This window comes from Bdellovibrio sp. MYbb2, from assembly GCF_056175685.1.
On the sequence record NZ_JBJKJI010000003.1, the window covers coordinates 145,050 to 168,617 of the forward strand.

Here is a 23,568-nt window from a genome sequence, read left to right on the forward strand (position 1 = left end):
ATTGTAACACAAACCGTTTGCAACGCAAACCATTTGGGCGTACAACCAATAAAGGTTAGGTGGCTTATGATCACATTGAAAAACTACGGCAAAGTTCTTGTTGTTGGTGCGTTGCTGGGGTCTTGTCTCCAGTCTCGGGCGGCAGGTCTGCATCTGCAGGATGCCTTGAGTGAAGCACTGAATAACTCTCCAAAAGTGCAAAAATCCGAATCCCAATACCGCGAAACCGGCTGGAAAAAGACAGAGTCCTATTCAGGATTTCTGCCCACGCTGTCAGCTCAGGCCAGTTACCTCTTTGACAAGAAGTACGCCCTGGTGGATGTAAATCTTAATAATGTGCCCTTGGCGATCCCGCAGGTGGTGCCGACGACCAATGCCTATTTGACGGCTCAATGGTCGATCTTTGATGGCTTCGCCAGTACGAACCGTTACCTGAGTGCGGATGCATTTAATGAATCCGCCAAGAGTGACTTTGACTGGACTCGGTTTCAGGTTCAGCGCGAAGTGACGGTGCTTTTCTATAAGGCACTGGCTGCAAAAGAGCTTAAAGCCGTGGCTGAGCAAAACGTGCGCGCCCTGGAAGATCATCTGAAAGACGTGCGTCTGTTTAAAAAAGTCGGATCTTCCACCAATTATGATGTCCTGCGTGTGGAAGTTCAGATGAGCGAGGCTCAGTCTGAACTTTTAAATGCCACCGACAACGTCGAACTTTCCCGCGGACGTTTAAGTGAGTCCTTGGGGATGGATCAGGACGTGCCGGAGGTCGACGGGACTCTGCCGCGCTTGAGTCCGGAGGTTGTCGCAAAGCTTGATAAGGCGACCTTGGAAGATCGCAAGGATTTGCAGGCTCTGCGTCAGCGCGCCGAAGGTTTTAAACATCAAGAGGACTCTGCGGAAAAATACTGGGTGCCGCGTATTTCTTTGATCGGTCAATATCAGTACTACAACAATCGCAACGACCGCTTTGATGATTTCGATCAGTTCCGTGATGCTTATCAGTTCGGTGTGATACTGAATTGGAATTTGTTCGACGGCATGACTTCGATTTCCCGTTCCAAGCAAAGCATTGAACAGAAATACCAGGCTGAAAAGACAGTGCGTCAGGCTGAGCTGAAAAGTCAGCGCGACTTCGACATGTGGAAAAAGAAGTTTCTTTATTACTGCAAAGTATATGAAGCCCGTTTGAACGATATTTCCAAATCAGAGGAAAGCGTTCGTCTGGCCCGCGAAGGTCAGAAGGTAGGGGCCCGCACCAATACGGACGTGTTGGATGCCGAGGCCGAACTTTACCGCGCTCGCGCGGGGGCGGTGAATGCCCAGGTCGGCGCGATCGAAGCGATCGTCAATCTGGAGCTTAGCACCGGTCAGAAATTGGTTAATTTTAATTAAGGATCAGGACAATGGATAAAAAAAAGAAGTTATTGGCAGGTTTCGGAACTGTGGCGGTGCTGGTTGCAGGATATTTTCTGTATGAACACATGATGTACGTTACGACTGACAACGCGCAGGTCGAAGCGCACTCGGTGATGATCGCTGCCAAAGTGGGTGGTTATATCAACGCGGTTCATATTAATGAAGGCATGAAAGTTAAAAAAGGCGATGTGCTGATCGAGATCGACGATCGCGACTATCAAAATCACCTGCGTCAGATCAAAGGCGAGCTGGCCTCTTTGGAAGCGAAAAAAAGAGACGCGGATAAAAATCTGCGCCGTATCTCTGAATTATTCTCCAAGGGCGTGGTTTCCCAACAGCAGTTTGATGGCACGATGACATCTTTGGCAGAAGTTAAAGCCAAGTACGAAGCTGTCAGTGCTCAGGTGGCTCAGGCAGAATTGAATTTCCAGAACACTAAAATTCTTGCGCCATCAGATGGCTTTATCGCCAAGCGCGCCGCAGAAGTGGGGCAGTTGGCTTCTCCGGGTGTTCCTTTGGTCGGTTTTGTCGACGCGGGTGAACGCTGGGTGACGGCAAACTTCAAAGAAACTGAAATTGAAGGTGTGGTCCCGGGCAAGAAAGTGAATATCGATGTGGATGCGATTTCGGGCCACAGCTTTGTCGGAGTGGTGGAGTCCATCAGTTCTGCAACCGGGGCGACGTTCACTTTGCTTCCGCCAGACAATGCCACCGGGAACTTTACCAAAGTGGTGCAGCGTGTGCCGGTGAAAATCCGTTTTGAAAACGTCACTGCTGAACAAGTTGAAACCCTGAAAGCGGGGCTTTCAGCATTCGTGAAAGTGCATAAGCACTAAATCCTCCTGTTAGAGGGCTATATGAAAAGAGAATCCGTACTGATTATCGTGGTGGCCGTGATGGCCTCCCTGCTTGAGATCGTCGATGCGTCCATTGTGAATGTGGCGCTGTCGTCGATGATGGGAAATCTGGGGGCGACCCTGGAGGACATCAGTATGGTGATCACCGGTTACGCCATCGCCAATGCCATCATCCTTCCCGTATCGGCTTGGCTGGGCGAACGCATTGGCCGCCGCGTGTATTTCCTGGGATGTATTGCGCTCTTCACGGTCACATCGGTGGCCTGTGGTCTGGCGCCGAATCTGGAAACGCTGACCGTGTTTCGCATCCTGCAAGGTCTTGCCGGGGGCGCGCTGCTGCCGACTTCCCAGACCTTGATTTACGAACAATTCCCGAAAGAAAAAGCCGGTATCGCCGGAGCCATCTTTGGGATGAGCGTGATGATCGGCCCTGCATTGGGTCCGGTGCTGGGTGGTTACCTGACTGATACCTTCGGCTGGAGATCCATTTTCAACATCAATCTGCCCTTGGGATTGCTGGCGCTGTTCATCGGAAGCCTGGTCATCTTTGATCGTGAAAAAGAACCGGGGAAAGAAAATCACAAATCAGAGCTCGACATCTGGGGTCTGACGTTCCTGGTGCTGGGCATTGGCTGTTTGCAGTATGTTCTTGAGCGCGGTGAGGCTGATGACTGGTTTGCTTCGAATATTATCTTGTTCAACGCCGTCATTGCAGCAGTCGCATTGCCCCTGTTTGTATGGTGGGAATTGCGCGTGAAAAATCCGATCATCAATGTGCGCCTGTTTCTGCAGCCCTTGGTCAGTAATGGCGTCTTTTTGATGGGTATGATCGGCTTCTTCCTTTACGGTGTGGTCTTTATTCTTCCGGTGTTTGTTTCCAGAACTCTTCACTATGATGCAACCCAGATCGGGGTGCTGTTTATTCCGGGTTCGATTCTGACGGCGGCGTTGATGCCGTTTATCGGTCGGGCCATGGTGCAAGGGGTGGATCCAAGAAAGCTGATCTTTGTGGGGTTGTTGTCCTTGGAAGTGTGTCTGTACACGATGACTTTGCTTTCGCCACTTTCTTCAGAAGGCGAGATTTTACGCATGCTCTTTATCCGCGGTTTCGGCATGGCCTTCTTGTTTGTGCCGATCAACTCAAGCATCTTAAGTCAGTTTAAGGGGGTTGAAATGGGGCAGGTGTCGGGGTTGCTGAATCTGTCCCGTCAAATCGGGGGCAGCGTCGGGATTGCTTTGATCGGCACGATGCTGAACAAAAACAGTCATCAAAACTATTTGGATCTGACTTCGAAGGTGTCTCTGTTGAATGCCAACACTCAAAGCGCTTATTACGGGGCAGCCAATACCCTGGGCTCTAAAATGAGTGAAGGTCTGGGGATGGCTACGGGGAACGAAGCAGCGCTGAAAAGTCTTTATGGGCGCATTCAGAATCAGGTGTTTATGTTGAGCTTCCGCCAACTGATGTTCCTGATGATGATTATTTTTGCGACGGCTTTCATCCCGCTGGCGCTGATCCGTTTTAAGAATAAAACCAATACGGTGGTGGATGCGCACTAAATAAAAAAGCCCTCGTGAAGAGGGCTTTTTTTATCGGATCGCCGAGATGATTGTGGCGCTGGCGAATTGGATCGGGCTTTGCGGTTTACCGGACGACAGCTTCACCCAGCTGCATAGAAGCAAAGCCAGGAATATAAAAAACCAATTACTTGGGGTCAGCTGCAAAAGCATAAGTGTCCGTTAGTCTTTACGACTTTTAAGATAGCCTAAATAGTACTCAACTCCGCTTGTTATACTCAAAATGACGCTTACCCACAAGACTCCGTACCCAATTTTGTCCAAATAAGGGATATGGGGCTCTAGGTTTCCAATAATTACAATAGGGATGGCCACCATTTGCATAGCGGTCTTCCATTTACCGGCTGGTTTGGCCGCGATAATGATTTGATCTGCCGCAGCAACAGAGCGGATACCCCCGATAAAGTTGTCCCGGGCCAGGATAATGATCACCATCCAGGCGTCAATTTTGCCCTGAGCCAGCAACATAGCCAGAACGCTGGTGACCAGAATCTTGTCAGCGATCGGGTCCATGAATTTGCCGAAATTGCTAACGGCGTTGTATTTGCGGGCGTAGTAACCATCATAGTAATCGGTGATGGAGGCCAGAATGAAAAAGCAGGCAGCAGCGACATTCCATCCCAGAGTGTTGGGCCACATCAGTGCCACAATAACAGGCACAAAGAACACCCGGCTTAAGGTGATTCTTGTTGGAAGATTCTTCTGAAATTCTGTAACTGCCACAAACACTCCAATCGCTTCGCGCTGGACTAAAGGTAGCAATTTAGACTAGAAAGAATCAATGTTTATTCATCGTCACAAAGTGCAGTTTTACGAAACAGATCTTATGGGAATTGTTCACCATAGCAATTACCTTAGATTTTACGAGGAAGCCCGCGTTGCCTGGGCCCATGCTCACGGTTTGTTGGATTACCAAAAACCGGGTTCGGCGAGTCATTTTGCGGTCTATGAAACTCAAGTAAAACATGTGAAACCGACGTTCTTTGGGGATGACCTGGAGATCGAAGTGCAGGCGCGCACCGAAGGCAACAGACTGGTGTTTCAGTACCGTCTGCGTGGACGCGGCCGTGATGTGTGTTCTGTTGCAAAGACAGTTCACGTCCCACTGGGGTTGGATTTAAAACTACTAAGATTCCCGGCAGATATGAAAGCCATTGTGAATAAAGAATTGGAGAAAGAAGCATGGATCGAAACCTGGCTTTAGAATTCGTACGTGTGACCGAAGCAGCTGCTCTGGCATCCGCCCGCTGGGTGGGTCGTGGCGAGGAAAAACCCGCTGACGCTGCTGCCGTGGACGCCATGAGAAAAGCTTTCGACATCATCAATATGGATGGCACCGTGGTTATCGGTGAGGGCGAGCGCGATGAAGCTCCGATGCTTTATATCGGTGAAAAAGTCGGCACCAATTCAGGTGATGCACCGGCGTTGGACATTGCTTTGGATCCATTGGAAGGCACAACGATCTGTGCAACAGGTGGAGTGGGCTCCATTTCCGTAATTGCTGTCGCGGAAAAAGGAAAGTTCCTGCATGCTCCGGATACTTACATGGATAAAATCGCCTGTGGTCCTGCGGCCAAAGGTGTGATCGACATTGATAAATCTGCGACTGAAAATATTCACGCGGTGGCCAAAGCTTTGGATAAAGCGGTGAATGACCTGACGGTTGTAATTCTGAACCGCCCTCGTCATGAGGCTTTGATTGCTGAAGTTCGCAGAACCGGCGCACGTATTCACCTGATCGGGGACGGTGACGTTTCCGCGGCGGTGGGCGCGGCCTGGCCGGATTCTGGTATCGATCTTTTGATGGGGGTCGGTGGGGCGCCAGAGGGTGTGATTTCAGCAGCGGCGATGCAGTGCCTGGGGGGAGACTTCCAGGGGCGCCTGAAATTCCGCAACGATGAAGAGCGTGCTCGCGCCACTCGTATGGGTCTGAAAGATCTGGACAAGAAATTCACCGTGGATGAACTGGCTTCCGGGTCCGTGATGTTTGTGGCAACGGGTGTGACAGATGGTCCTTTCCTGAAGGGTGTTCGCTTCCTTCCGGATGGCAAAGCAAAAAGTCATTCCGTGGTGATGCGTTCTCAAACAGGCACTATCCGTACTATTGAAGCTTTCCACGATCTGTCCCGCAAACCGAGCAAATAGATGGCGACATCGCTTCACTGTTTTAGCTGTAACAAAGAGCTGACATTCCCCGGGAATGTCGGCCGTCGCGATGAGTGCCCGCACTGTCGCGCAGACGTTCATGTTTGTAAAAACTGTGAGCACTATGATCCCAAGGTCTATAATGAGTGCCGCGAAACTCAAGCCGACGTGGTCCGCGAAAAAGACCGCGCCAACTTCTGCGATTACTTCACGCCTCGCAAAGGGGCTAACTCTGCGGAAGACAAAAAAGCAGCGCTCAGAGCTGCGGCAGAAGCATTGTTTAAGAAAAAGTAATCCTGTCGCTCCATTCTGAGTCACTTCATTCGAGGGCCCCCATCGAGCCTTAGAAAATGAGTTCAAACTCACAAAATAAATCCAGTTTATAGTGCTAATTACCGAAATATGAGTATGGGCACACTTTGGACGTATTTAGCTCGTGTTTTACTGCTGTTTTTTTCATGTTTACAGCTCGGCTGCACGTTGTCCGCCTCGCTGGTGAAGGAAGGTTTTTTCTCCTCCACCCAGGATATTCGCATCGTAGAACAGGTCAGCTCTTTTTCTGTTTCGCCTTTGGACAGTTTTAAAAAGTACAAACTGATTTCTCAACAACCCATTCGTCCTGAATCCCTGACGGCTGCTGATTTCCTGCGGGGTGGTTCGGCCGAAGGGATCGTGATTGTTATTGAACCCACAAGCTCGGCACTGGAATTTGACGTGTTCGTCTCGGTGTCGGCCCAAGCCGGTACGGTGGTTCTGGAGTTGCCACCCGGAGTCGTGCAATTTCAGGATGGGACGACAAACTCCCTTACGCGTTCAGAAGAGTCTTTTAGCACTGGTGCCGCCAAGCAATCCCGTGTCGCTCTGGGGGAAGAACATTTATGCTATGTCGATCAAGACAAGGCGCTGCGGTGTCAGGGGTATTACTATGGAGGGCAGACGGGCATTGGCGACAGCAGTTCCGGGTCCTGGTATACGGGGCGCACGGTGGATGCTTCTCTTGTTGGTGGTTCTGGTGAGTTTGTGAAGGCCTCCGGTGCCAGCTATAGTTCCTGTGCTTTGTCGAAAGACGGCCAACTGTACTGCTGGGGTGACAACTATGAAGATGAGCTGGGTATTGGCGCTGGTATCATTGAAGTTCTGTTGCCGACTCTGGTTTTGATGACGAATGTGACCGGCGAGGCGCGATTAATTGATTTCGCTCTGGCGCATGAATCCTTGTGTGCGATTTCCATCGCCGGGGATTTGTACTGTGCCGGCAAGGTCTCATCTGCGACCACGGGCCTGCTGACAAAGATTGATTGGACAGGCCTTGCGCAGTCGGCTGCGCGAGTTGTACAGGTGTCGGTGGGATATGATTTTGCCTGTGGCCTGACGGAACATGGTCGTATTTTCTGCTGGGGAGTCAACGATCAGGGGCAGCTGGGAGAGGGCGGCTATACTGATTCAGCGACGCCCGTCTTGCCTGATTGGAGCGCACTTTCCAGTGAGCCCAAATTTATCCATTTGGCGTCAGGGGAAAAACACACTTGCGGTGTGACTGTGGAGGGGTTGATTTACTGCTGGGGCAGCAATTCATACGGTCAATTGGGGGATGGCACGGGCGACAACAGCGCGATTCCGGTGCTTGTTGATAGTTCCATGTTAAGCGGATCAGAAAAGTTCCAGGCCGTGACGGCCAGTCATGACGGGACTTGCGCAACCTCTTCGGCGGGGAAGATTTATTGTTTTGGCGCCAACTGGCATTACCTGTCCGGGAATGGCAGTTCCGACGTGATTTTTGTTCCGACTCTGGTTGATTCATCCATGCTTCCGTCAGGACAGCATTATCGCGAAGTTTACATGCATGAAGGCCGCACGTGTGCAGGCAGTACCGGTGATGAATTATACTGCTGGGGAAGTCCTTACAATGAAGCTTTCTTCAGGGATACCGAGGCCTTTATGCCGGTGGAGGTTGACACCTCTGTTCTGCCGTCTGGACAGTATTGGTCCGCCGTCACCCAGTATTCGGGCGGGCGCGGTTTGGTGCTGCGTTCTTCCGATGGGACGGCCTATGCTTTGGGAAGTGGTTCACCGGGAACAGAGAATGGAGATTTAGCTCCACGACTTTTGGATACTTCTACGATGAGCGGCAGCACTAAGTTTAAAATGCTGACCCTGAATCGCGGGGCGATTTGCGGAATCAACAATGATGACATTTTGCATTGTATGGGATTTGGCGCCGTTGTGGGGCAGGGAGGCGCGATAGTCGAACAGGTTACTCTGAAGGCTGTCGATACAAGTTCTATGACGGGTGCGACGACTTTTGCTGATGTGGAAATAGGAGAAATGGTTGCCTGTGGTGTGGCGACAGACGGGGTCGGGTACTGCTGGGGGGGATCCTCATTTTCTTCCGGACTTTATAACCCCGTCATGGGTAACGGGTCGGCAATGATACGCTACAAGCCCCACCCTATAACTGTCACGGGGATTGCGGGTGCCAAAACTTTCAAAAAGATTTCAGTCGGTCAGTATCATGCCTGTGGTCTTATGACCGACGGGGAAGTTTATTGCTGGGGTAACTCGGTCTACAGTCGCCTGGGTCACAGCAGTATGTTTTCGGTATACACTCCGGCGGCATTGGATAAGTCGGGTATGGTTGGATCGACCTTATTCAAGGATATTCACGGCGATGATGAAACTTTCTGCGGGATCACTACGGATAACGTCACCCATTGTTGGGGTGAAGGGTATTACGGTAATTTAGGAAACAACACGGCAGTGGTGTCTAATTCTCCGGTGCCGGTTTCTGTCGGGGGCTTGTTGACGCCGGCGGCTCCACTGATGGTGAAATCATTTGAACGTTTTGCCTGTGGGATTCTGGATTCAGCACTTAATATTTACTGCTGGGGTCGTGATATACCTGCGGGCCTTTCAGACAGCGTGAATCCACTTCCGGTCGCAGTTCAGAAAACCGGCATGCTGGGAACGCCTGTCAGCATCAATGGCGGGGATAATTTGTATGTCACAACCTCGGCCAATAAGATTTACTGCATCGGGCGTGATTGTGGTCTGGAAATGGACAGAACCATGCCCCACAAGCAGTTTTTCGAAAACTACTAAGAGGTTCCTGGTTCTTTTTTAGGCCCACACTGCGTTATCTGTGTTTGTTCTTTAGTCTGATTGTTTTTTGGATATGCTTTAAAGCATGAAAAAACTGATCGCATCCATTTTCGTTTCCGTTCTGATGTTGGGTTCTGGTGCTATGGCCGCATCCCAGTGGGAAAACCTAAATCAAATCATCAAAGACACCGGCACGATTTCAGAAACCCAGTTTGGGATTTATCTGACATTGTCCAGTATCGTGCCGATTGGGACCGAAGGGGCTCGTCAGGCAGACTATCTGAGCGCTGTGGGCGGGTATGATGAAAACGGGAATTTCCACTCTGGACACCTTGAAGGCGTTTCCGAGCAATGGTTGATTAACGCTGATGGCAACTGGTCGATTGATCAATGGTTGTTCCGAGTGTCTGTCGATGGCGAGATTGACTGGATCGCGCACTATCACATGGTGCAAAAGCCCAACGGCACCATGATCAGTCATGATTCATTGATCGTGGACGATGGCGAGGGTGAGTCCAAATGGCATTCCTGGGTTGAGGATTGGTACGCACGCGTGGGAGCGAAATAGCAAAGGCGATGTAACATAATCGTTTTATGGTCTAGGCCCGCGTTGACTCGATGCTTTGAAATCGACACACTAAGGGCCTATGGCAAAAGCATCCACAACCGAAGTTTTCAACTGCAGCGTCGAACAATTCTTCAAAATCATCTCTGACTACGACAAGTATCATGAGTTTCTGCCGGAAGTGAAAAAGTGCTCGGTTCTTAAAACCGAAGGCAACCGCAAGCTGGTTGAATACAACGTGTCTGTCGTAAAAAGTTTTAAATATTCTTTGTGGATGACTGAATCCGCACCCAAAAGCATCTCCTGGGAATTTGCCTCTGGCGATGTGTTTAAAACCTCTGTGGGTTCCTGGAAACTGGAAGATGAAGCCGGTAAAACCCGTGCGACGTACACGGTTGAAGCCACTTTCAGCATGTTTGTGCCAGGTCCGATTGCCAACGCCTTGGTCAGTGTGAATCTACCGAATATGATCAGCAGCTATCACAAGCGAGTGAAACAACTTTATGGCAACTGACGGAAGCAAAAAAGACGACAAGGACAACTCGGGGGATCTGAAAGGTCTTCTGGGTGACACGGTAAAAAAGGTTTTCACCGCGGGTGTCAGTGCCGCGTTTATGACCGAAGAAAACCTGCGCGCCTATGTCTCTGAACTGAAGCTTCCCAAAGAAGCACTGAATTTGCTGATTCAAGGGGCGCAGAAGTCCAAGGACGAGGTCACTCAGCGCGTGACCAAAGAAATCGTCGGGATCATTCAGAAGATCGACTTCGTCAAAGAAGCTTCGAAGTTCGCTGAAACGCACAAATTCAAAATCACTGCTGAAATCGATATCATCAAAAAGGATACGCCTGCTTCCAAGGACGAATCCGAAGATAAAGCCTAAAATACAAGACTTAAGTCTGTCTCAACTTGAGACAGACTTCTGCCGAAGAGTTCAGCATGGAACAACTTATTCTAAGCCTGATCTCTGTCGTTTTATTCTGTCTGTGCTGCCATCAGTTCATTCGCACGATGGTAAAGCCTATTCCTGTGCTGGCGTCGGAAAGACCTTATGCCCGGGGCGCCATGCAGCTTGGCAAGTTCTATAAATCCATGGCTTGGGGCACGATGACCATGGCATTTCTTGGAGGCCTTGTTGTTTCCTTCCAGCAGGTCTTTTTGACTTTGTAGTTTGTTTCTTTGATGCGCTGAGAGAGGCGCATCTTTCATTCTTGTGGCAGCCTTGAGTTTTCGGAGGTTGTTATGAGTGCTTTTCAAACCGTGAATCCCGCCACTGGCGATGTTCTTGGATCCTACAATCACCTTTCCTGGTCCGACACAGAAAAAAATATTGAACAGGCAGCAAAGGATTTTCAAATCTGGCGTAAAGTTTCGTTCAAAGAACGCGCGGAAGTTTTGCTAAAGCTTGCGCAGGCCTTGCGCAGTCATAAATCTGAATTGGCGCAAGTAATGAATCAGGAGATGGGAAAACTCATCGCCGAAGGTAAAGCTGAAGTTGAAAAGTGCGCCGTTACATGCGAGCACTACGCCAAAGAGGCTGAAACCATGCTGAAAAATCAGGTGGCAGCGTCTTCTCCGTACAAACATGCCGAAGTCAGCTTTCAGCCTGTCGGGGTTGTTTTCAGTGTCATGCCCTGGAACTTCCCTCTGTGGCAGGTGATCCGTTTTGCGGCGCCGGCATTGATGGCAGGGAATGTGATTTTACTGAAGCATGCGGATTTGACCGCGGGCACCTCTGAACTGATTGGTAAAATCTTTAACGATCTGACGCCGGACTATAAACTTTTGCGCAACATTCAGGTCAATCACGACGTGGCAGCCCAGGTGATTGCGCATCCGGTGGTGCATGGTGTGACGTTCACTGGCAGCAGTCAGGGTGGCAGATCGGTTGCGACTGAAGCGGCCAAGAATCTGAAAAAGATCGTTCTGGAGCTGGGTGGCAGTGATGCCTATCTGGTTTTGGAAGATGCCGATGTTGAGGCTGCCGCCAAGGCGTGTGCGAAAGTGCGTCTGGTGAACTGCGGGCAAAGCTGCGTGGCGGGGAAAAGGTTTATCGTGAACGAAAAAGTCGCCAAAGATTTTATTCATCACTTTAGTAAAGAAATGAAAGAAGCTGAGCTGGCCCCTTTGGCGTCAGTGAAATTTCAAAAAACCATCGTCGATCAGGTGGAAAAACTGAAAAAATGGGGCGGCAAAGTTGTCCTGGGTGGTTCGGCTCCGCAAGGGGCGGGGGCCTTTTATCCAGCAACGGTGGTGGTCTTTGAAAAAGATCATCCGGAAGTGCACCGCGAAGAAATATTTGGTCCCGTGGCGTCGGTGTTCATCGTAAAAAACACGGAAGAGGCCTTGGCCGTGGCCAACTCTTCGCCGTACGGTCTGGGCGGTGGAATCTTTACTCGAGACGTGAAAAAGGGCAAAGAGCTGATTGAAAAAGAGTTGCAGGCGGGATTTGTCGTGGTGAATGATTATGTGAAGTCGGACCCAAGAATCCCGTTTGGCGGGATCAAAGAATCCGGCTATGGCCGCGAGTTGGGTCATTTTGGAATCATGGAATTCGTGAACATCAAGACCGTCGCGGTTGCAGGGGAGTAGAGTGAAACTGTCAAAGGCCAAGCAGGATCTGGATCACCACGTATGGAAGCTGATAAAACTTCATTCGCTGCAGGATAAAAAAATTCTGGTGGCGCTTTCTGGTGGCACGGATTCAGTGGCTTTGCTGCGCAGCTTGACGAAGGTGCATAAAAAAAATCTTCTCGGGGCTTGTTACTTTCACCATGGCGAGGACTCCAATCAGGAATATCGCAAAGAGGCGCAGGAGTTTTGCGAAAAGCTTTGCAAGAAGCTTGAGATTGACTTTTACCCATTGCGCGCCTCGCAAATGGCTAAATCAGAGGCAGAGTATCGCGAGCTGCGTTATGAGGCTTTGGACCGCCTGAAGAAGGAAGAAGGTTTCGAACTTGTGGCTACAGGGCACCATCGGGATGACCTGCTGGAGACAAGATTGATTCGTTTGATTCGCGGCACCGGGGCTCAGGGGTTTGCGGCGATGCATGTTTTGCGGGATGGTTTGTTTCGCCCGCTTTTGGAGATTTCCAAAAAAGAGCTTAAAAAATATCTGCGTGAAGAGCGGCTTCGAAGCTTCGAGGACCCAACTAACAAGGGACTGGACCCTTTGCGCAATTGGCTGCGGGAAGAGTGGCTAAAATCCCTTGAAAGGCGCTCCAGAGGCTCGACTGCGGCCTTGGCCCGGTCTCTGGAAACCATTGCGCAAGAGATTGAAAATCGCCCATGGGGTGACTTGCTGGGGCAGAATGAGGCTTATAAGACACAGGGCTTGCGCCGGTCTTTTTACCTCACACTGAGTCCGTTTGAGCAAAAAAGATTGTTGGCCCAGTACCTGTTTTCCCTCGGAAAACGAGATTTTTCGCAATCTCACCTGGAAGAAATTCAAAAGCGCCTGGACAAGTCGCAAAAAGTGATCACATTCAAAGTCGCTGGATGCCAATGGGAAGTTAACGCAGAGCAAATCAAGGTCCAGTCCTGATTTGAGAGGACTTGTTTCTCACTCTAAAGTTTCTTTTTTTGAGAGGGCATTCATGCTACCCTTTGAGGGGTATTAGACCTTCGACCGAAAGGAACTGAAATGCGATCAACCCAGAAAACGCTGGCTCTATGGTTCTTCCTGATCATCATGGCTGTGTTTCTATTTCAAGCCTATGAGAGCAAGCATCAAAAAGCGATTGCTGACTTTAATTTCTCCAAATTCACTGAAGCCGTAAAGGCTGGTGAGGTGGCAACTGTCACCTTCCGTCAGGATTCCAGCGAAGTCGTTGGTGAAATGAAGCCGGAATTCGAAAAGAAATACAACGGCACTCACTTTGCCATCATCGGGAACACCCAGGATGAGGGCTATAAATTCCTGCAACAACACGGCATCACGCCAAATTACGAGCGCGCTGACAACGGCGGTTTCTTCCAGTCTTTGCTGGTGAACTGGCTGCCGCTGATTCTGATCGTGGCGATGTTCCTGTTTATCATGCGCCAGATCCAGGCCGGTGGCGGTAAAGCCATGTCCTTCGGTAAATCCCGTGCACGTCTTTTGACGGAGCATAAAAACCGCGTGACCTTCAAAGAGGTTGCCGGTGTGGACGAAGCCAAAGAAGACCTGCAGGAAATCGTAAGCTTCCTGAAAGACCCTAAGAAGTACACCAAACTTGGCGGCCGCATCCCTAAAGGGGTTTTGCTGGTGGGTTCTCCGGGTACTGGTAAGACGTTGCTGGCTCGCGCTGTTGCGGGTGAAGCGGGCGTTCCATTCTTCACAATTTCCGGTTCTGACTTCGTTGAAATGTTCGTCGGTGTTGGTGCCAGCCGTGTTCGTGATTTGTTCGAACAGGGTAAAAAGAATGCTCCATGCCTGATCTTTATTGATGAGATCGATGCCGTAGGTCGCCATCGTGGTGCTGGTATGGGTGGTGGTCACGATGAACGTGAGCAAACCCTGAATCAGTTGCTGGTAGAGATGGATGGTTTTGAATCCTCTGAAGGCGTGATCATGATCGCGGCAACCAACCGTCCTGACGTTCTGGATCCGGCGTTGCTTCGTCCAGGTCGTTTCGACCGTCGTGTGATCGTGAATAAGCCCGATCTTAAAGGACGTGAGCAAATCCTTGCGGTGCATATGCGTAAAACTCCACTGGGTCCTGATGTGGATGCTTCCAAAATCGCACGTGGTACTCCGGGCTTCTCGGGTGCGGATCTTGAGAACCTTGTGAATGAGGCAGCCCTGGTGGCGGCTCGTTCTGACAAGAAGTATCTTGAAATGGACGATTTCGAAAAAGCGAAAGACAAAGTCACAATGGGTGCGGAAAGACGTTCCATGGTGATTTCTGATGAAGACAAGAAAGTCACGGCTTACCACGAAGCAGGTCATACTCTGGTTGGTAAAAAATTGGCTGGTTTGGATCCGATCCACAAAGTGACCATCATCCCTCGTGGTATGGCACTGGGTGTGACTCAGACTTTGCCGGAAAAAGAAAGCGTGTCCTTGTCCAAGTCCAAAGCTGAAAACATGATCGCCTTCCTGTTTGGTGGTCGTGCGGCTGAAGAATTGATCTTTAAAGACATCACCACCGGTGCCGGAAACGACATCGAGCGTGCGACTGAAATCGCCCGCCGCATGGTGTGTGAATGGGGTATGAGCAAGCTGGGTCCTTTGGCTTATGAAACCCGCGACAATCCGGTGTTCATGGGTATGGGCTATGGCAACAAGTCCAAAGAGTACTCTGATGCGAAAGCTCAAGAGATCGACACTGAAGTCGAAAAGATCATCAAGGACGGTTACGAGGTTTCCATCCAGATCCTTCGTGACAACCAGGATGCTCTGGAGCGCCTGACTCAAGCGTTGCTCGAATACGAAACCATCGACGGTCATGAAGTCGACATGCTGGTGAATGGCGCGGCAGTTGCGGAAATTGAAAAATACCGCAATACCAAGAAAGACACCAACGCGGCAATTATGAACGCGGCGGAAAAGAAAGGATCTGGAGATCCGGTGGGTAACACCGGCCCGGTGACGATCTAAAAATTCTGAAACCCAATCTGCCGACACTTCGTCGGCAGAGCCTTTTTGACGACAACAATTTTTTATAAAGGCATCTTAGATGTTGCAGCAGTTTGTCGACAATCTCGTGTTCATCGTCCAGCACTTGCGGGTGCAGGATGCTATCGACATGCTTCTGGTTTGGATGGTTGTTTATCGCATTCTGGTTCTGATCAAACGAACCGGGACGATTCAAATGCTTTCCGGCCTGGGGGTTCTGGCGATCGGGTACATCCTGAGTATCTGGCTGGAGCTCTTCACCTTTAACTGGATTCTTGAAAAATTCTTCTCCAACCTGTTTGTGATCGTGGTTGTCCTGTTCCAGGGCGAGATTCGTCGTGCACTGGCTCATATCGGCAGCAACCCGTTCTTCAGTGATGCCTCCACAATCCAGGAAACCCAGGTGATTGAAGAGATCGCCAAGGGGATTATCCTGACTGCTCAAAAAGGCTTCGGCGCGTTGGTGGTGGTTGAGCGAGAAATCGTCATCGATTATCACATTGAATTCGGCACCGAAATGGATTCCAAAGTCTCTGCTGAATTGCTGGCATCCATCTTCCATCCGGAAAGCCCGATGCACGACGGAGCGGTGCTGATCCGTAACGGCAAGATCCATTCTGCGGGCTGCTTCCTGCCTTTGAGTAAAAATCCGGCTCTGGACAAGAACCTGGGGACGCGTCACCGTGCCGCCATTGGTTTGACTGAAGAAACCGATGCTTTGGTGTTTGTGGTTTCGGAAGAAAACAAATCCATTGGTATCGTGCAAGGCGGTCACTTGAGTCCTAACGTGGAACTGGGTGATATCCGTAAAGCTCTTTATGAAACCTTCGGTCTTAAATACAAGGCCTTCTCTCAGCAAGGGGAGGTCTGATGAGACGTCGTTGGTCGAATGTCATCACCGAGAACTTCAGCTACAAAGTTGTGGCGTTGTTCATATCGTTGATTCTGTGGCTGACCATTTTGGGTCGCCGCGATTTTGTTCTAAGTAAAAATATTGATATTGAGCTGATCACGGCGCCGGGCACCCATGTGGTGGCTCAGACGACGGATCATATCAAGGTGAAGGTTTCAGGGCCTCGTTCTTCATTGAAAAAGTTCCTGGAAAGCTCACTGGCTCAAAGTATCACGCTGGATATCTCGCAAAGAGGTGAAGGTGTGGTGAACGTGGATATCCCTCTCAGCAAAATTGAAGTGCCGCTGGGTGTGCGAATTCTGGGTGTCCGTCCAAATCAAATTCAAGCAGAAGTGTTGCTGATAAAGGAAAAGCCCCGTGACGAACAAGAAAGCCGATAAAGTGGAAAAGAAAACAAGACTGTTTGGGACTGATGGTATTCGCGGGACTGCGAATCAGTATCCTATGACTCCGGAAATGGTCGTTAAAATTGGTCAGGCCATCGGTTATCTTTTGCGCAAAGAGGCTGAAGAAAAATCCTCCAGCGTGCGCAAAGTGGTTATCGGAAAAGACACGCGTCTGTCCGGTTATATGATCGAGCAGGCTTTGGCTTCCGGGTTAAACTCCATGGGTGTGTTCGTGCAGCTGGTGGGACCACTGCCAACTCCAGGGATTGGTTATTTGACCCGCACCATGCGTGCCGCGGCGGGGATCGTGATCTCTGCGTCCCACAATCCATTCCATGACAACGGGATCAAAGTGTTTGGTTCTGATGGTTTCAAAATCTCTGAAGAGATGGAACGCGAAATCGAGCGCCTGGTTCTGGAAGAAGACCTGACACCACTTCTGCCGCCAAGCAAAGAAATCGGTCGCACTCGTCGTATTGAAGATTCTCAAGGACGTTATATCGTTTACGTAAAGGGCACATTCCCTCTGGAGTACACTCTGGATGGCATGCGTATCGTTCTGGATACCGCTAACGGAGCGTCTTATAAGGTTGCTCCATCCATCTTCCAGGAGCTGGGTGCGGAAGTGATCCAGCTGGGTGATGATCCAAATGGCACAAACATCAATGACAAGGTCGGTGCGTTGTATCCGCAAAAGCTGGCTGAATCCGTTTTGCACTATCGTGCGGACGTGGGTATCAGTCTGGACGGGGATGCGGACCGTGTGATCATGGTCGATGAAAAAGGCGAGATCGTGAACGGAGACCGCATTTTGGCGATCTGTGCTTTGCATATGAAAGAGCGTGGCCTGTTGAAGGGTGACACTCTGGTGGCAACTCAGATGTCGAACTTCGGCCTTGAAAAGCGCATGAATGAAGCGGGTATCAAGCTTGTTAAAACCGGTGTTGGTGATAAGTACGTGGTCGAAGAGATGCGTAAAAATGGTTACAACCTGGGTGGCGAACAATCCGGTCACATTATCTTCCTGGATCACACCACAACGGGTGATGGTTGTATCGCGGCGTTGAGTGTTCTGGCGGTGATGAAACAAACCGGCAAAAAGATGAGCGATCTGAATCATGTCTTTGAAGACGTTCCGCAGATTCTGATCAATTGCCGTGTAAAACGCCGTGCCGAGCTTTCTGAGCTTGCCGGCTACAACGACATGATTCGCAATATTGAAAAGAAACTGGCTGGCAATGGCCGCGTCTTCGTTCGTTTCTCTGGAACTGAGCCCGTGATTCGTGTGCTGGTTGAGGGGACTGAGAAAGCTCAGATCACTCAATTTGCAGAAGAGATCGCCTCTTTCCTGGAAAAAGAACTGTCTTAAATATAAGGGGGGCGACATTCTGTCGTCCTAAAAGTCTATGAAACATAAAATTCGTTTGGGTGTAAATGTGGACCACGTGGCGACGCTTCGTCAGGTGCGTGGTGGGACAACGGCTTATCCTAATTTGCTGGATATGGTGAAAAAGTCCGTCAAAGGTGGCGCAGAACAAATCACGATTCATCTTCGTGAAGACCGTCGTCATATTCAATTGGAAGATCTTAAGGTGCTTTCCAAGCATTGTTCAGTGCCTCTGAATCTCGAAATGGCCGCGACCTCTCAGATGGTGGCTTACGCCAAGAAGTATCGTCCTGACTGGGTGTGTTTCGTTCCTGAGAAGCGTGCTGAACTGACCACCGAAGGTGGTTTGGATGTAAAGAAAGGCTTTAAGAAAATGTTCCCGATGGTTGAAAAGCTTCAGCGCATCGGCATTGAAATCTCCATGTTTATTGAGCCTTCTATCGAACAAGTTGAAGCTTCTTACGAAATCGGTGCGGATGCCGTTGAATTCCACACGGGTAAATGGGTTATGCTTAAAGGAGCTCGTAAAGCCGCTGAATGGAAGCGTCTTTGTGATGCTGCTGAATGGGCGCATTATCTGGGGTTGAATGTGCACGCAGGCCACGGGCTTGATTATGAACATTCCAAACTTATCAATAAGTTGCCGCATCTTCAGGAAGTGAATATTGGACATTCTCTGGTGTGTTATGCGCTTGAGCATGGCATGGAAGAATCTGTTCGTAAGATGAGAAAAATCCTGAAATAATATGACCATCCTGAATTCCCAACACATCGTAAAAAACCTCCAGGAGCTGAAAAGATTCTGGCAGGAGTTTTTGCCCCACCTGAATGACCGCTGCATTTTACTAATGAGCGGCGATGTCGGTGCTGGCAAAACGACCTCGGTGCAAATGATTGCCGCCGAGCTGGGAATGCGCGATGTTCAGTCACCAAGCTTTGCCATTCATCTGCGCTATGAAAATGCTGAAGGCAAAGCCCTGGATCATCTGGATCTGTATCGTCTGAAGGATGACGACGATCTGGAAAGTTCCGGTTTCTGGGATCTGTTTGCCCAGAAAAATTCACTGATTATTATTGAATGGGCGAACCGCCTGGATTTCGATTACCTGCCGCTGAACTGGCAGCGTGTCGAGGTGCGCTTTGAAAAGCTCAGCGACACCGAACGAAAAATCACCACCCGCCAAGTTTAAAAGGCACCTCTTGCGGCACCCTCCGCAGGAGGGCCCACCGCAATTTTGCATAAGCGTTGCGTTAGTTGTAGCCGTTTTGATAAGCCATTTCGTAGTTCGGGAAGAATACGCGTTTCCAGACCGGGATCTTGTTGATCTCTTCAGGTGGAACCACTTTTTTCAGCTCCAGATCGCCCACTGGATTTCTGCCGACTTGTTTTTGCACGCGCATGCGGAACTGATAAGGTTCCTGGGTGTCACGATAGTCGTTTGAGAAAATGCCCAGACGGTTGTCGAAGGCTTCCTTCGAGGCTTTGCTGTAATCACTCACCACGCGTTTTTCAAACGGATAGATGAAGTAAATCATACCCCAGCCATTTTTAAGCATTTCGATATTGAGTTCAGTTTTTCCATTCAACAAGCGACCCAGGATACGTCCGTGTTTGTCGATCTGGCTGTCTTCACTGAGAGTGATAATGCCATCAGCCGGGATCAGGGAGCGCAGGAAGTCGCGAGCGGCCAGCGCCACATCCCCTTGGGTTTCTTTCATGAAGTCCACTTCCGGGGTGTCAACGCCCATCAAGCGCACTTTGACTCGGGTGTTGTTTGAAACGTCCACGGCTGTCAGTGTGTCGCCGTCATGAACGCTGAGAACTTTAATGCGTGTGCCTTGAGCCCAAAGAAGAGAAGGAAGAAGCAGGACAATGAAAAGTACTGAAAGGTTTTTCATGGCCCTGAAAAGTAACGGCATTAAGGTTAAAACTCAATAGGGGCAGGGGGATAACGTATTAATTTCCCGGCCCATTTTGTGAGACGGGCTTATCTTGTTCCTGAGGCGTTCTTGGTTGGATTCGCTGGGGTGGGATGGAATTTATTTCCAATTCCGTGGGCCTTCAGGTTGTTCGTGGTTTCCTTGCACTCGGAGCGAGCCCCACGATGACGCCAGGACAGCTGGGCTGATCCTTTAGCATCGGGATGGGCATCAACAAACAGCTCCACGCGACGGCGCAAATTGCGGTGGAAGAGTTTTTCCTGAGGTGAGCACCCTGCCGGAGTCATGCTAAAAATAATACGCGCGATACGGCTGCGGGAGGCATCCTGAACTGTTTCAACCGCCATCGGGCAGACCACAGTTTCGGATGCGGACTTGATTGTGATGGTCGCGTGGTCGAGGTCTTCGATGTTAATTCCGGCCGAGAGGCTTTTGGCTTGAAGCCATTCGTCCTGCAGCTGGCAGGAATAAAGTGTTTTTTTATTTTGAGCTTTGGCCGCTGAAATGAATCCGAATATAAAAATGAAAATCAGAAGGTGACGGATCATTTGGTGCCTCCTTGAGGGCGGCAATAGCGCATGGTGTGGCTGGAACAATGCAGATTTCCATTCATGGAATGGGCAAAATGCGTGTCGATGTAATCAGTTTTAAGTCCCAGACTTTTGATTGAGGAATCGATGTCACTTTTAAATGCCGGATTTACCGGCTCAGGCAAAATGAAGGTGTCTTGCACGATGTCACCGTTTGTGGGATTGGGGAAAATCGAATCTGCAGAACCGTTCACGTATTTGGGAGGATTGCTGTCATAGTCCATTTCACCAATGAAAAGATCAGGAAGTTCCACCGTTTTCGGGTTGCATTGTGGATAGGACTTTTTAACTTTCGCCAGTAAGTCTTTTTTGAAATTTTGAGTCGCCTCTTCGATGGAGGCATTGAATTCTTTCAACTCAAAATCCTCTTCAATCAGGTTGGCCAGATCCTTATTGGTCATATTGTAGCAGTCCATGGTGTTCTGGATGCTGGTTGAATCCTTGATCATTCCCGCTTGGCGCATCAGTGCGCGGCGACGATTTAAGCGAGCGTACTTTTCTTCGCGACGGCTGCGTTCCAGGGCGGGATCGTCAATACCACCTTCAGAAATCCTTTCCAGGTATTCCTGCATGCGTTTGGATTCAGCGTCTTTTAGGGGTTGAACTGTGGCACCAGCAGAGACGGGCGGCAGCATGATTTCAAAAAGGAACTGACTGACTCCGCGCGAACGTTTTTCGCGGGATTTTTCCGGATCGCCACCGTTGTTTTTCAGAGCTTTGCTATAGGAAAATTCCTGACAGATATAGGTGTAAGGGGTCTGGCTCATGCGGGCCAGAGCTTCATCCGGTGTCAGGTGCGAAAAATCAAAAGCCCGGCCTTGCGGGTTTTTCTTCAGCAGGTCCAGACCTTTTTTGGGGCTGGCAAAGGCCAGGCTGAAATCGCAAGGGGCTTTTTGAGTTGGGTCCTTCAGGGTTTTGAAAAACTCATCCGTGTGGCCAACGCTTAAAAAATCGGAGGGGGTTTTCACAGCCATGGCGGGATTTTCGCAAGTGACTTTGGCGTATCTGTCCCATTCGGTGCCTTCGAAGTGATCCGAGCCAATCAGGCAAAGTCCGTTAACGGCTTCGATGTTGCCGCCGCTGTGCCCGGATTTGTAAGGATTGTTCGTCAGCTTTTTTCCCTCTTGAAACGAGCAATCCTTGCTGGATTGTTTCATCAGATCATTGAAGGCGTTGCCGTGGCGGCCATAGCCCTGAACTTCGCGCAATACCGGTTTCCCGGTATTTGGATCAAAGAAGCTTTCAAAATAATCCTGCTGCCAGTTCCAGCGACTGTTGGTTTTCACGCGGCTCAGGCCTGAGATCCATTGCTGGGCGGTGGTTTGATCCGGGGCTTGTTTTTTGATTTCCCGGACAACGTCGTCCCAGGTTTCATCAGTCACGGCCAGAAAGAATTGTGGTGGTTTTTGTGACTGGGCCTTTAGAACCTTGGTGACATAGTCTTTAACGTAACCAGGTCCTCCCATGTCATCAGAAACAGTGGCCGCCAATATGGGATAGTTTTCAGAAAGCAGTTTGCTGCCGCCGGCAGGACACAGTGGTACATCGGCAGTCATCGGATTGTGCTGGGAACAGGAATTTGCAGAAGCCTCAGTCAGAATGAAACTTAGCAGGATCTGCAGGAAAATGGTCATGATTATGCCGCCTGCAGACCTTTTGTGAATTCGCCGGAAAGCTTTTCAGCCAGAGTCAAAGAGACCTTGTTGTAAGCCGCTTTTTCAGCAAAGCCCATCAGCATTCCCACCAGTTTTTCATTGATAATGATGGGTGTGATGGTCACATGATCCGGGATGCGGCCCTGATTCCAGCCATCAAAGAATTTCTCGTTGATCGCATTCAGGGAGATATAGCCGTGATACGGTTTTTGCGTCGTCGCCACAATATTGAAAACACTTGGCGTCTGAAGCGGGAAGCGCATGGACGTGTCCTTCATGCCCTGGAAATTTTCATCCCAGGCAAAGGCGGTCATCTGCGTTTCCTGTTCGTCCAAAGTCAGAATCATGGACTTTTCAAAGTGCACTTTCATCTGGCTTAGGGCCGTTTTGATTTTCTCATTCAGCAAAGCAGCATTTTTCTTTTTGATTTTTTCCAAAGCAAAATGACCACTGGCCACCGGATTGATGGTTGGCTTAGCCACACCAGCCGGGCGCGGAGTGATCGCAATTGGTTTGTTGCTGAAGCTGTCCTCAAATGGAGGCGGTGTTTCAGCTTTAGGCGGAGGCGGTGGAGGTGTTGCACGTTTTGGTGCAGAACTTTCCACAGCGGTCGCCACAGCAGCCGGTTCATTCGGCATTGTTGCAGCTGGCGCCGGGGTTAGCGGAGTCAGCGGTGACAGAGGGGAAATCACAGTTTTAAGCTCAGTCTCTGGCGTTTCAGAGGAAACGGCCAACGGTTCAGGAGCCGGAGCAGCTGGCGTCGGTGTTTCTGCGGATGGGCTTAAAGCCTCAAGACGGATCACCGTGGGGCCATCAAACAGACCATCAAGTTTTTCGCCACCGGTTTCACCCAGTTGCAGTTCATCTTCACTTAAAGGCTGGAATTCCGGAGCCTCTTTGGAATCGGTTTTTACCCCCAGATCCTCGAAAGAGAAGCTGTCGGAAGCTTGTTTTGTCGTCGTGACCACGGAAAGATCAATACCCTCGGGGGCTTCTTCGGCCACCGGGGTTGCAGCAGGGGCTTGTTGTCTTTCCGGGTGCAGTTGTTTCCAGGTGGCTTCCAGATTTTCGTAGGTCGCCAGAACCAGAATACTGGAAGGCATTGAAGGAAAATCCTGCGGCGGCTGAAGACATGCTACGATGAGGGATCCATCCCACTCCGCCACAGGCAGACACTCCGCAGACCACGGATAATGGGTCGCCCACTTCGCGAACATTTCCTGGGACACGGGAGTTTCTGTAAAAAATCGTGACTGAAGCAAAGGCAGTTTATGGTGAGTCATCGCCCAACGAAGATAGTCCTCAGAGCTCAGGCGTTGCTCCTTGATGGCGTAAGCCAAAAGGCTCAGAGGCGTAGCACTTTGTTCAAAGGCTTCGGTAAGTCCTTGAAGTTGCTCTTTAAAATGTTCAAACCATAAATGATGACTCATCCCTGTGTTTAT

Annotated in this window: 24 protein-coding genes; 19 read left to right on the forward strand and 5 right to left on the reverse strand. The window is 50.0% G+C overall.

The window, feature by feature from the left end; all coding sequences use genetic code 11:
- The first annotated feature begins 66 nt into the window (after positions 1 to 66).
- The 3 genes from AC04MQ_RS14640 to AC04MQ_RS14650 are packed head-to-tail and all read left to right on the forward strand — an operon-like array spanning position 67 to position 3,830.
- Positions 67 to 1,389 carry a TolC family protein gene (locus AC04MQ_RS14640; protein ID WP_475392440.1) on the forward strand — a complete coding sequence of 441 codons (1,323 nt, stop codon included), beginning with the start codon at positions 67 to 69 and terminating at the stop codon, positions 1,387 to 1,389.
- 11 nt (positions 1,390 to 1,400) lie between these two features.
- Entirely contained in the window at positions 1,401 to 2,249 is an 849-nt protein-coding gene (locus tag AC04MQ_RS14645) for an HlyD family secretion protein (protein WP_475392441.1), read from the forward strand.
- A gap of 21 nt (positions 2,250 to 2,270) precedes the next feature.
- Complete coding sequence (locus tag AC04MQ_RS14650) at positions 2,271 to 3,830, forward strand: DHA2 family efflux MFS transporter permease subunit (RefSeq protein WP_475392442.1); 1,560 nt, start codon at positions 2,271 to 2,273, stop codon at positions 3,828 to 3,830.
- A 180-nt stretch (positions 3,831 to 4,010) separates the two neighbouring features.
- Here AC04MQ_RS14650 and pgsA read toward each other — a convergent pair whose 3' ends face one another.
- Positions 4,011 to 4,571, reverse strand: coding sequence for a CDP-diacylglycerol--glycerol-3-phosphate 3-phosphatidyltransferase (gene pgsA, locus AC04MQ_RS14655; protein WP_011164370.1), 561 nt, complete (start codon positions 4,569 to 4,571; stop codon positions 4,011 to 4,013).
- 58 nt (positions 4,572 to 4,629) lie between these two features.
- On the opposite strand from pgsA, the gene AC04MQ_RS14660 reads away from it, so the two are divergent.
- From AC04MQ_RS14660 to tsaE, 16 genes are all read left to right on the forward strand, one after another.
- Positions 4,630 to 5,052: an acyl-CoA thioesterase gene (locus tag AC04MQ_RS14660; RefSeq protein ID WP_475392443.1), complete on the forward strand. Its 423-nt coding sequence runs from the start codon at positions 4,630 to 4,632 to the stop codon at positions 5,050 to 5,052.
- Positions 5,031 to 5,993, forward strand: a complete 963-nt coding sequence (glpX, locus tag AC04MQ_RS14665; protein WP_041577561.1) for a class II fructose-bisphosphatase — start codon at positions 5,031 to 5,033, stop codon at positions 5,991 to 5,993. The genes AC04MQ_RS14660 and glpX overlap by 22 nt, the downstream gene beginning before the upstream one ends.
- Positions 5,994 to 6,287 (forward strand): hypothetical protein, encoded by a 294-nt coding sequence (locus tag AC04MQ_RS14670; RefSeq protein WP_088565300.1) that lies wholly within the window; start codon positions 5,994 to 5,996, stop codon positions 6,285 to 6,287. It abuts the gene before it with no gap.
- A 201-nt stretch (positions 6,288 to 6,488) separates the two neighbouring features.
- A complete protein-coding gene (locus tag AC04MQ_RS14675) occupies positions 6,489 to 9,092 on the forward strand; it encodes an RCC1 domain-containing protein (RefSeq protein ID WP_475392444.1) in 2,604 nt (867 codons plus the stop codon).
- Between the two features lie 85 nt (positions 9,093 to 9,177).
- A complete protein-coding gene (locus AC04MQ_RS14680; protein ID WP_475392445.1) occupies positions 9,178 to 9,660 on the forward strand; it encodes a hypothetical protein in 483 nt (160 codons plus the stop codon).
- Positions 9,661 to 9,739: 79 nt separating this feature from the next.
- Positions 9,740 to 10,171, forward strand: a complete 432-nt coding sequence (locus AC04MQ_RS14685) for a type II toxin-antitoxin system RatA family toxin (RefSeq protein ID WP_015091030.1) — start codon at positions 9,740 to 9,742, stop codon at positions 10,169 to 10,171.
- Positions 10,161 to 10,538 carry a hypothetical protein gene (locus tag AC04MQ_RS14690; protein ID WP_015091031.1) on the forward strand — a complete coding sequence of 126 codons (378 nt, stop codon included), beginning with the start codon at positions 10,161 to 10,163 and terminating at the stop codon, positions 10,536 to 10,538. Before AC04MQ_RS14685 ends, AC04MQ_RS14690 begins: the two co-directional genes overlap by 11 nt.
- Before the next feature lie 56 nt (positions 10,539 to 10,594).
- The gene (locus tag AC04MQ_RS14695; RefSeq protein WP_235046074.1) at positions 10,595 to 10,825 is read left to right on the forward strand and encodes a hypothetical protein; all 231 of its coding nucleotides are present in this window, start codon (positions 10,595 to 10,597) and stop codon (positions 10,823 to 10,825) included.
- Between the two features lie 72 nt (positions 10,826 to 10,897).
- Entirely contained in the window at positions 10,898 to 12,247 is a 1,350-nt protein-coding gene (locus tag AC04MQ_RS14700; RefSeq protein ID WP_475392446.1) for an NAD-dependent succinate-semialdehyde dehydrogenase, read from the forward strand.
- A 1-nt stretch (position 12,248) separates the two neighbouring features.
- Positions 12,249 to 13,199, forward strand: a complete 951-nt coding sequence (tilS, locus tag AC04MQ_RS14705) for a tRNA lysidine(34) synthetase TilS (protein ID WP_475392447.1) — start codon at positions 12,249 to 12,251, stop codon at positions 13,197 to 13,199.
- A gap of 99 nt (positions 13,200 to 13,298) precedes the next feature.
- Positions 13,299 to 15,236, forward strand: coding sequence for an ATP-dependent zinc metalloprotease FtsH (ftsH, locus tag AC04MQ_RS14710; protein ID WP_015091035.1), 1,938 nt, complete (start codon positions 13,299 to 13,301; stop codon positions 15,234 to 15,236).
- 79 nt (positions 15,237 to 15,315) lie between these two features.
- Complete coding sequence (cdaA, locus tag AC04MQ_RS14715) at positions 15,316 to 16,125, forward strand: diadenylate cyclase CdaA (protein WP_011164382.1); 810 nt, start codon at positions 15,316 to 15,318, stop codon at positions 16,123 to 16,125.
- Positions 16,125 to 16,547 (forward strand): CdaR family protein, encoded by a 423-nt coding sequence (locus AC04MQ_RS14720; RefSeq protein WP_015091036.1) that lies wholly within the window; start codon positions 16,125 to 16,127, stop codon positions 16,545 to 16,547. The genes cdaA and AC04MQ_RS14720 overlap by 1 nt, the downstream gene beginning before the upstream one ends.
- A gap of 1 nt (position 16,548) precedes the next feature.
- Complete coding sequence (gene glmM / locus AC04MQ_RS14725; protein WP_475392630.1) at positions 16,549 to 17,922, forward strand: phosphoglucosamine mutase; 1,374 nt, start codon at positions 16,549 to 16,551, stop codon at positions 17,920 to 17,922.
- A 37-nt stretch (positions 17,923 to 17,959) separates the two neighbouring features.
- Positions 17,960 to 18,685: a pyridoxine 5'-phosphate synthase gene (locus tag AC04MQ_RS14730; protein WP_475392448.1), complete on the forward strand. Its 726-nt coding sequence runs from the start codon at positions 17,960 to 17,962 to the stop codon at positions 18,683 to 18,685.
- A 1-nt stretch (position 18,686) separates the two neighbouring features.
- Positions 18,687 to 19,130 carry a tRNA (adenosine(37)-N6)-threonylcarbamoyltransferase complex ATPase subunit type 1 TsaE gene (gene tsaE / locus AC04MQ_RS14735; RefSeq protein ID WP_475392449.1) on the forward strand — a complete coding sequence of 148 codons (444 nt, stop codon included), beginning with the start codon at positions 18,687 to 18,689 and terminating at the stop codon, positions 19,128 to 19,130.
- Positions 19,131 to 19,191: 61 nt separating this feature from the next.
- Here the strand turns inward: tsaE and AC04MQ_RS14740 are convergent, their stop codons facing one another.
- The 4 genes from AC04MQ_RS14740 to AC04MQ_RS14755 all read right to left on the reverse strand — a co-directional run bounded on the left by AC04MQ_RS14740 (position 19,192) and on the right by AC04MQ_RS14755 (position 23,556).
- Complete coding sequence (locus tag AC04MQ_RS14740) at positions 19,192 to 19,839, reverse strand: thermonuclease family protein (RefSeq protein WP_475392450.1); 648 nt, start codon at positions 19,837 to 19,839, stop codon at positions 19,192 to 19,194.
- Positions 19,840 to 19,928: 89 nt separating this feature from the next.
- On the reverse strand, positions 19,929 to 20,429 hold the full coding sequence (locus tag AC04MQ_RS14745) for a hypothetical protein (protein ID WP_475392451.1): 501 nt from the start codon (positions 20,427 to 20,429) through the stop codon (positions 19,929 to 19,931).
- Positions 20,426 to 22,105, reverse strand: coding sequence for a protein-arginine deiminase family protein (locus AC04MQ_RS14750; protein WP_475392452.1), 1,680 nt, complete (start codon positions 22,103 to 22,105; stop codon positions 20,426 to 20,428). Before AC04MQ_RS14750 ends, AC04MQ_RS14745 begins: the two co-directional genes overlap by 4 nt.
- Before the next feature lie 2 nt (positions 22,106 to 22,107).
- Positions 22,108 to 23,556, reverse strand: coding sequence for a hypothetical protein (locus AC04MQ_RS14755; protein ID WP_475392453.1), 1,449 nt, complete (start codon positions 23,554 to 23,556; stop codon positions 22,108 to 22,110).
- Positions 23,557 to 23,568 lie beyond the last annotated feature (12 nt).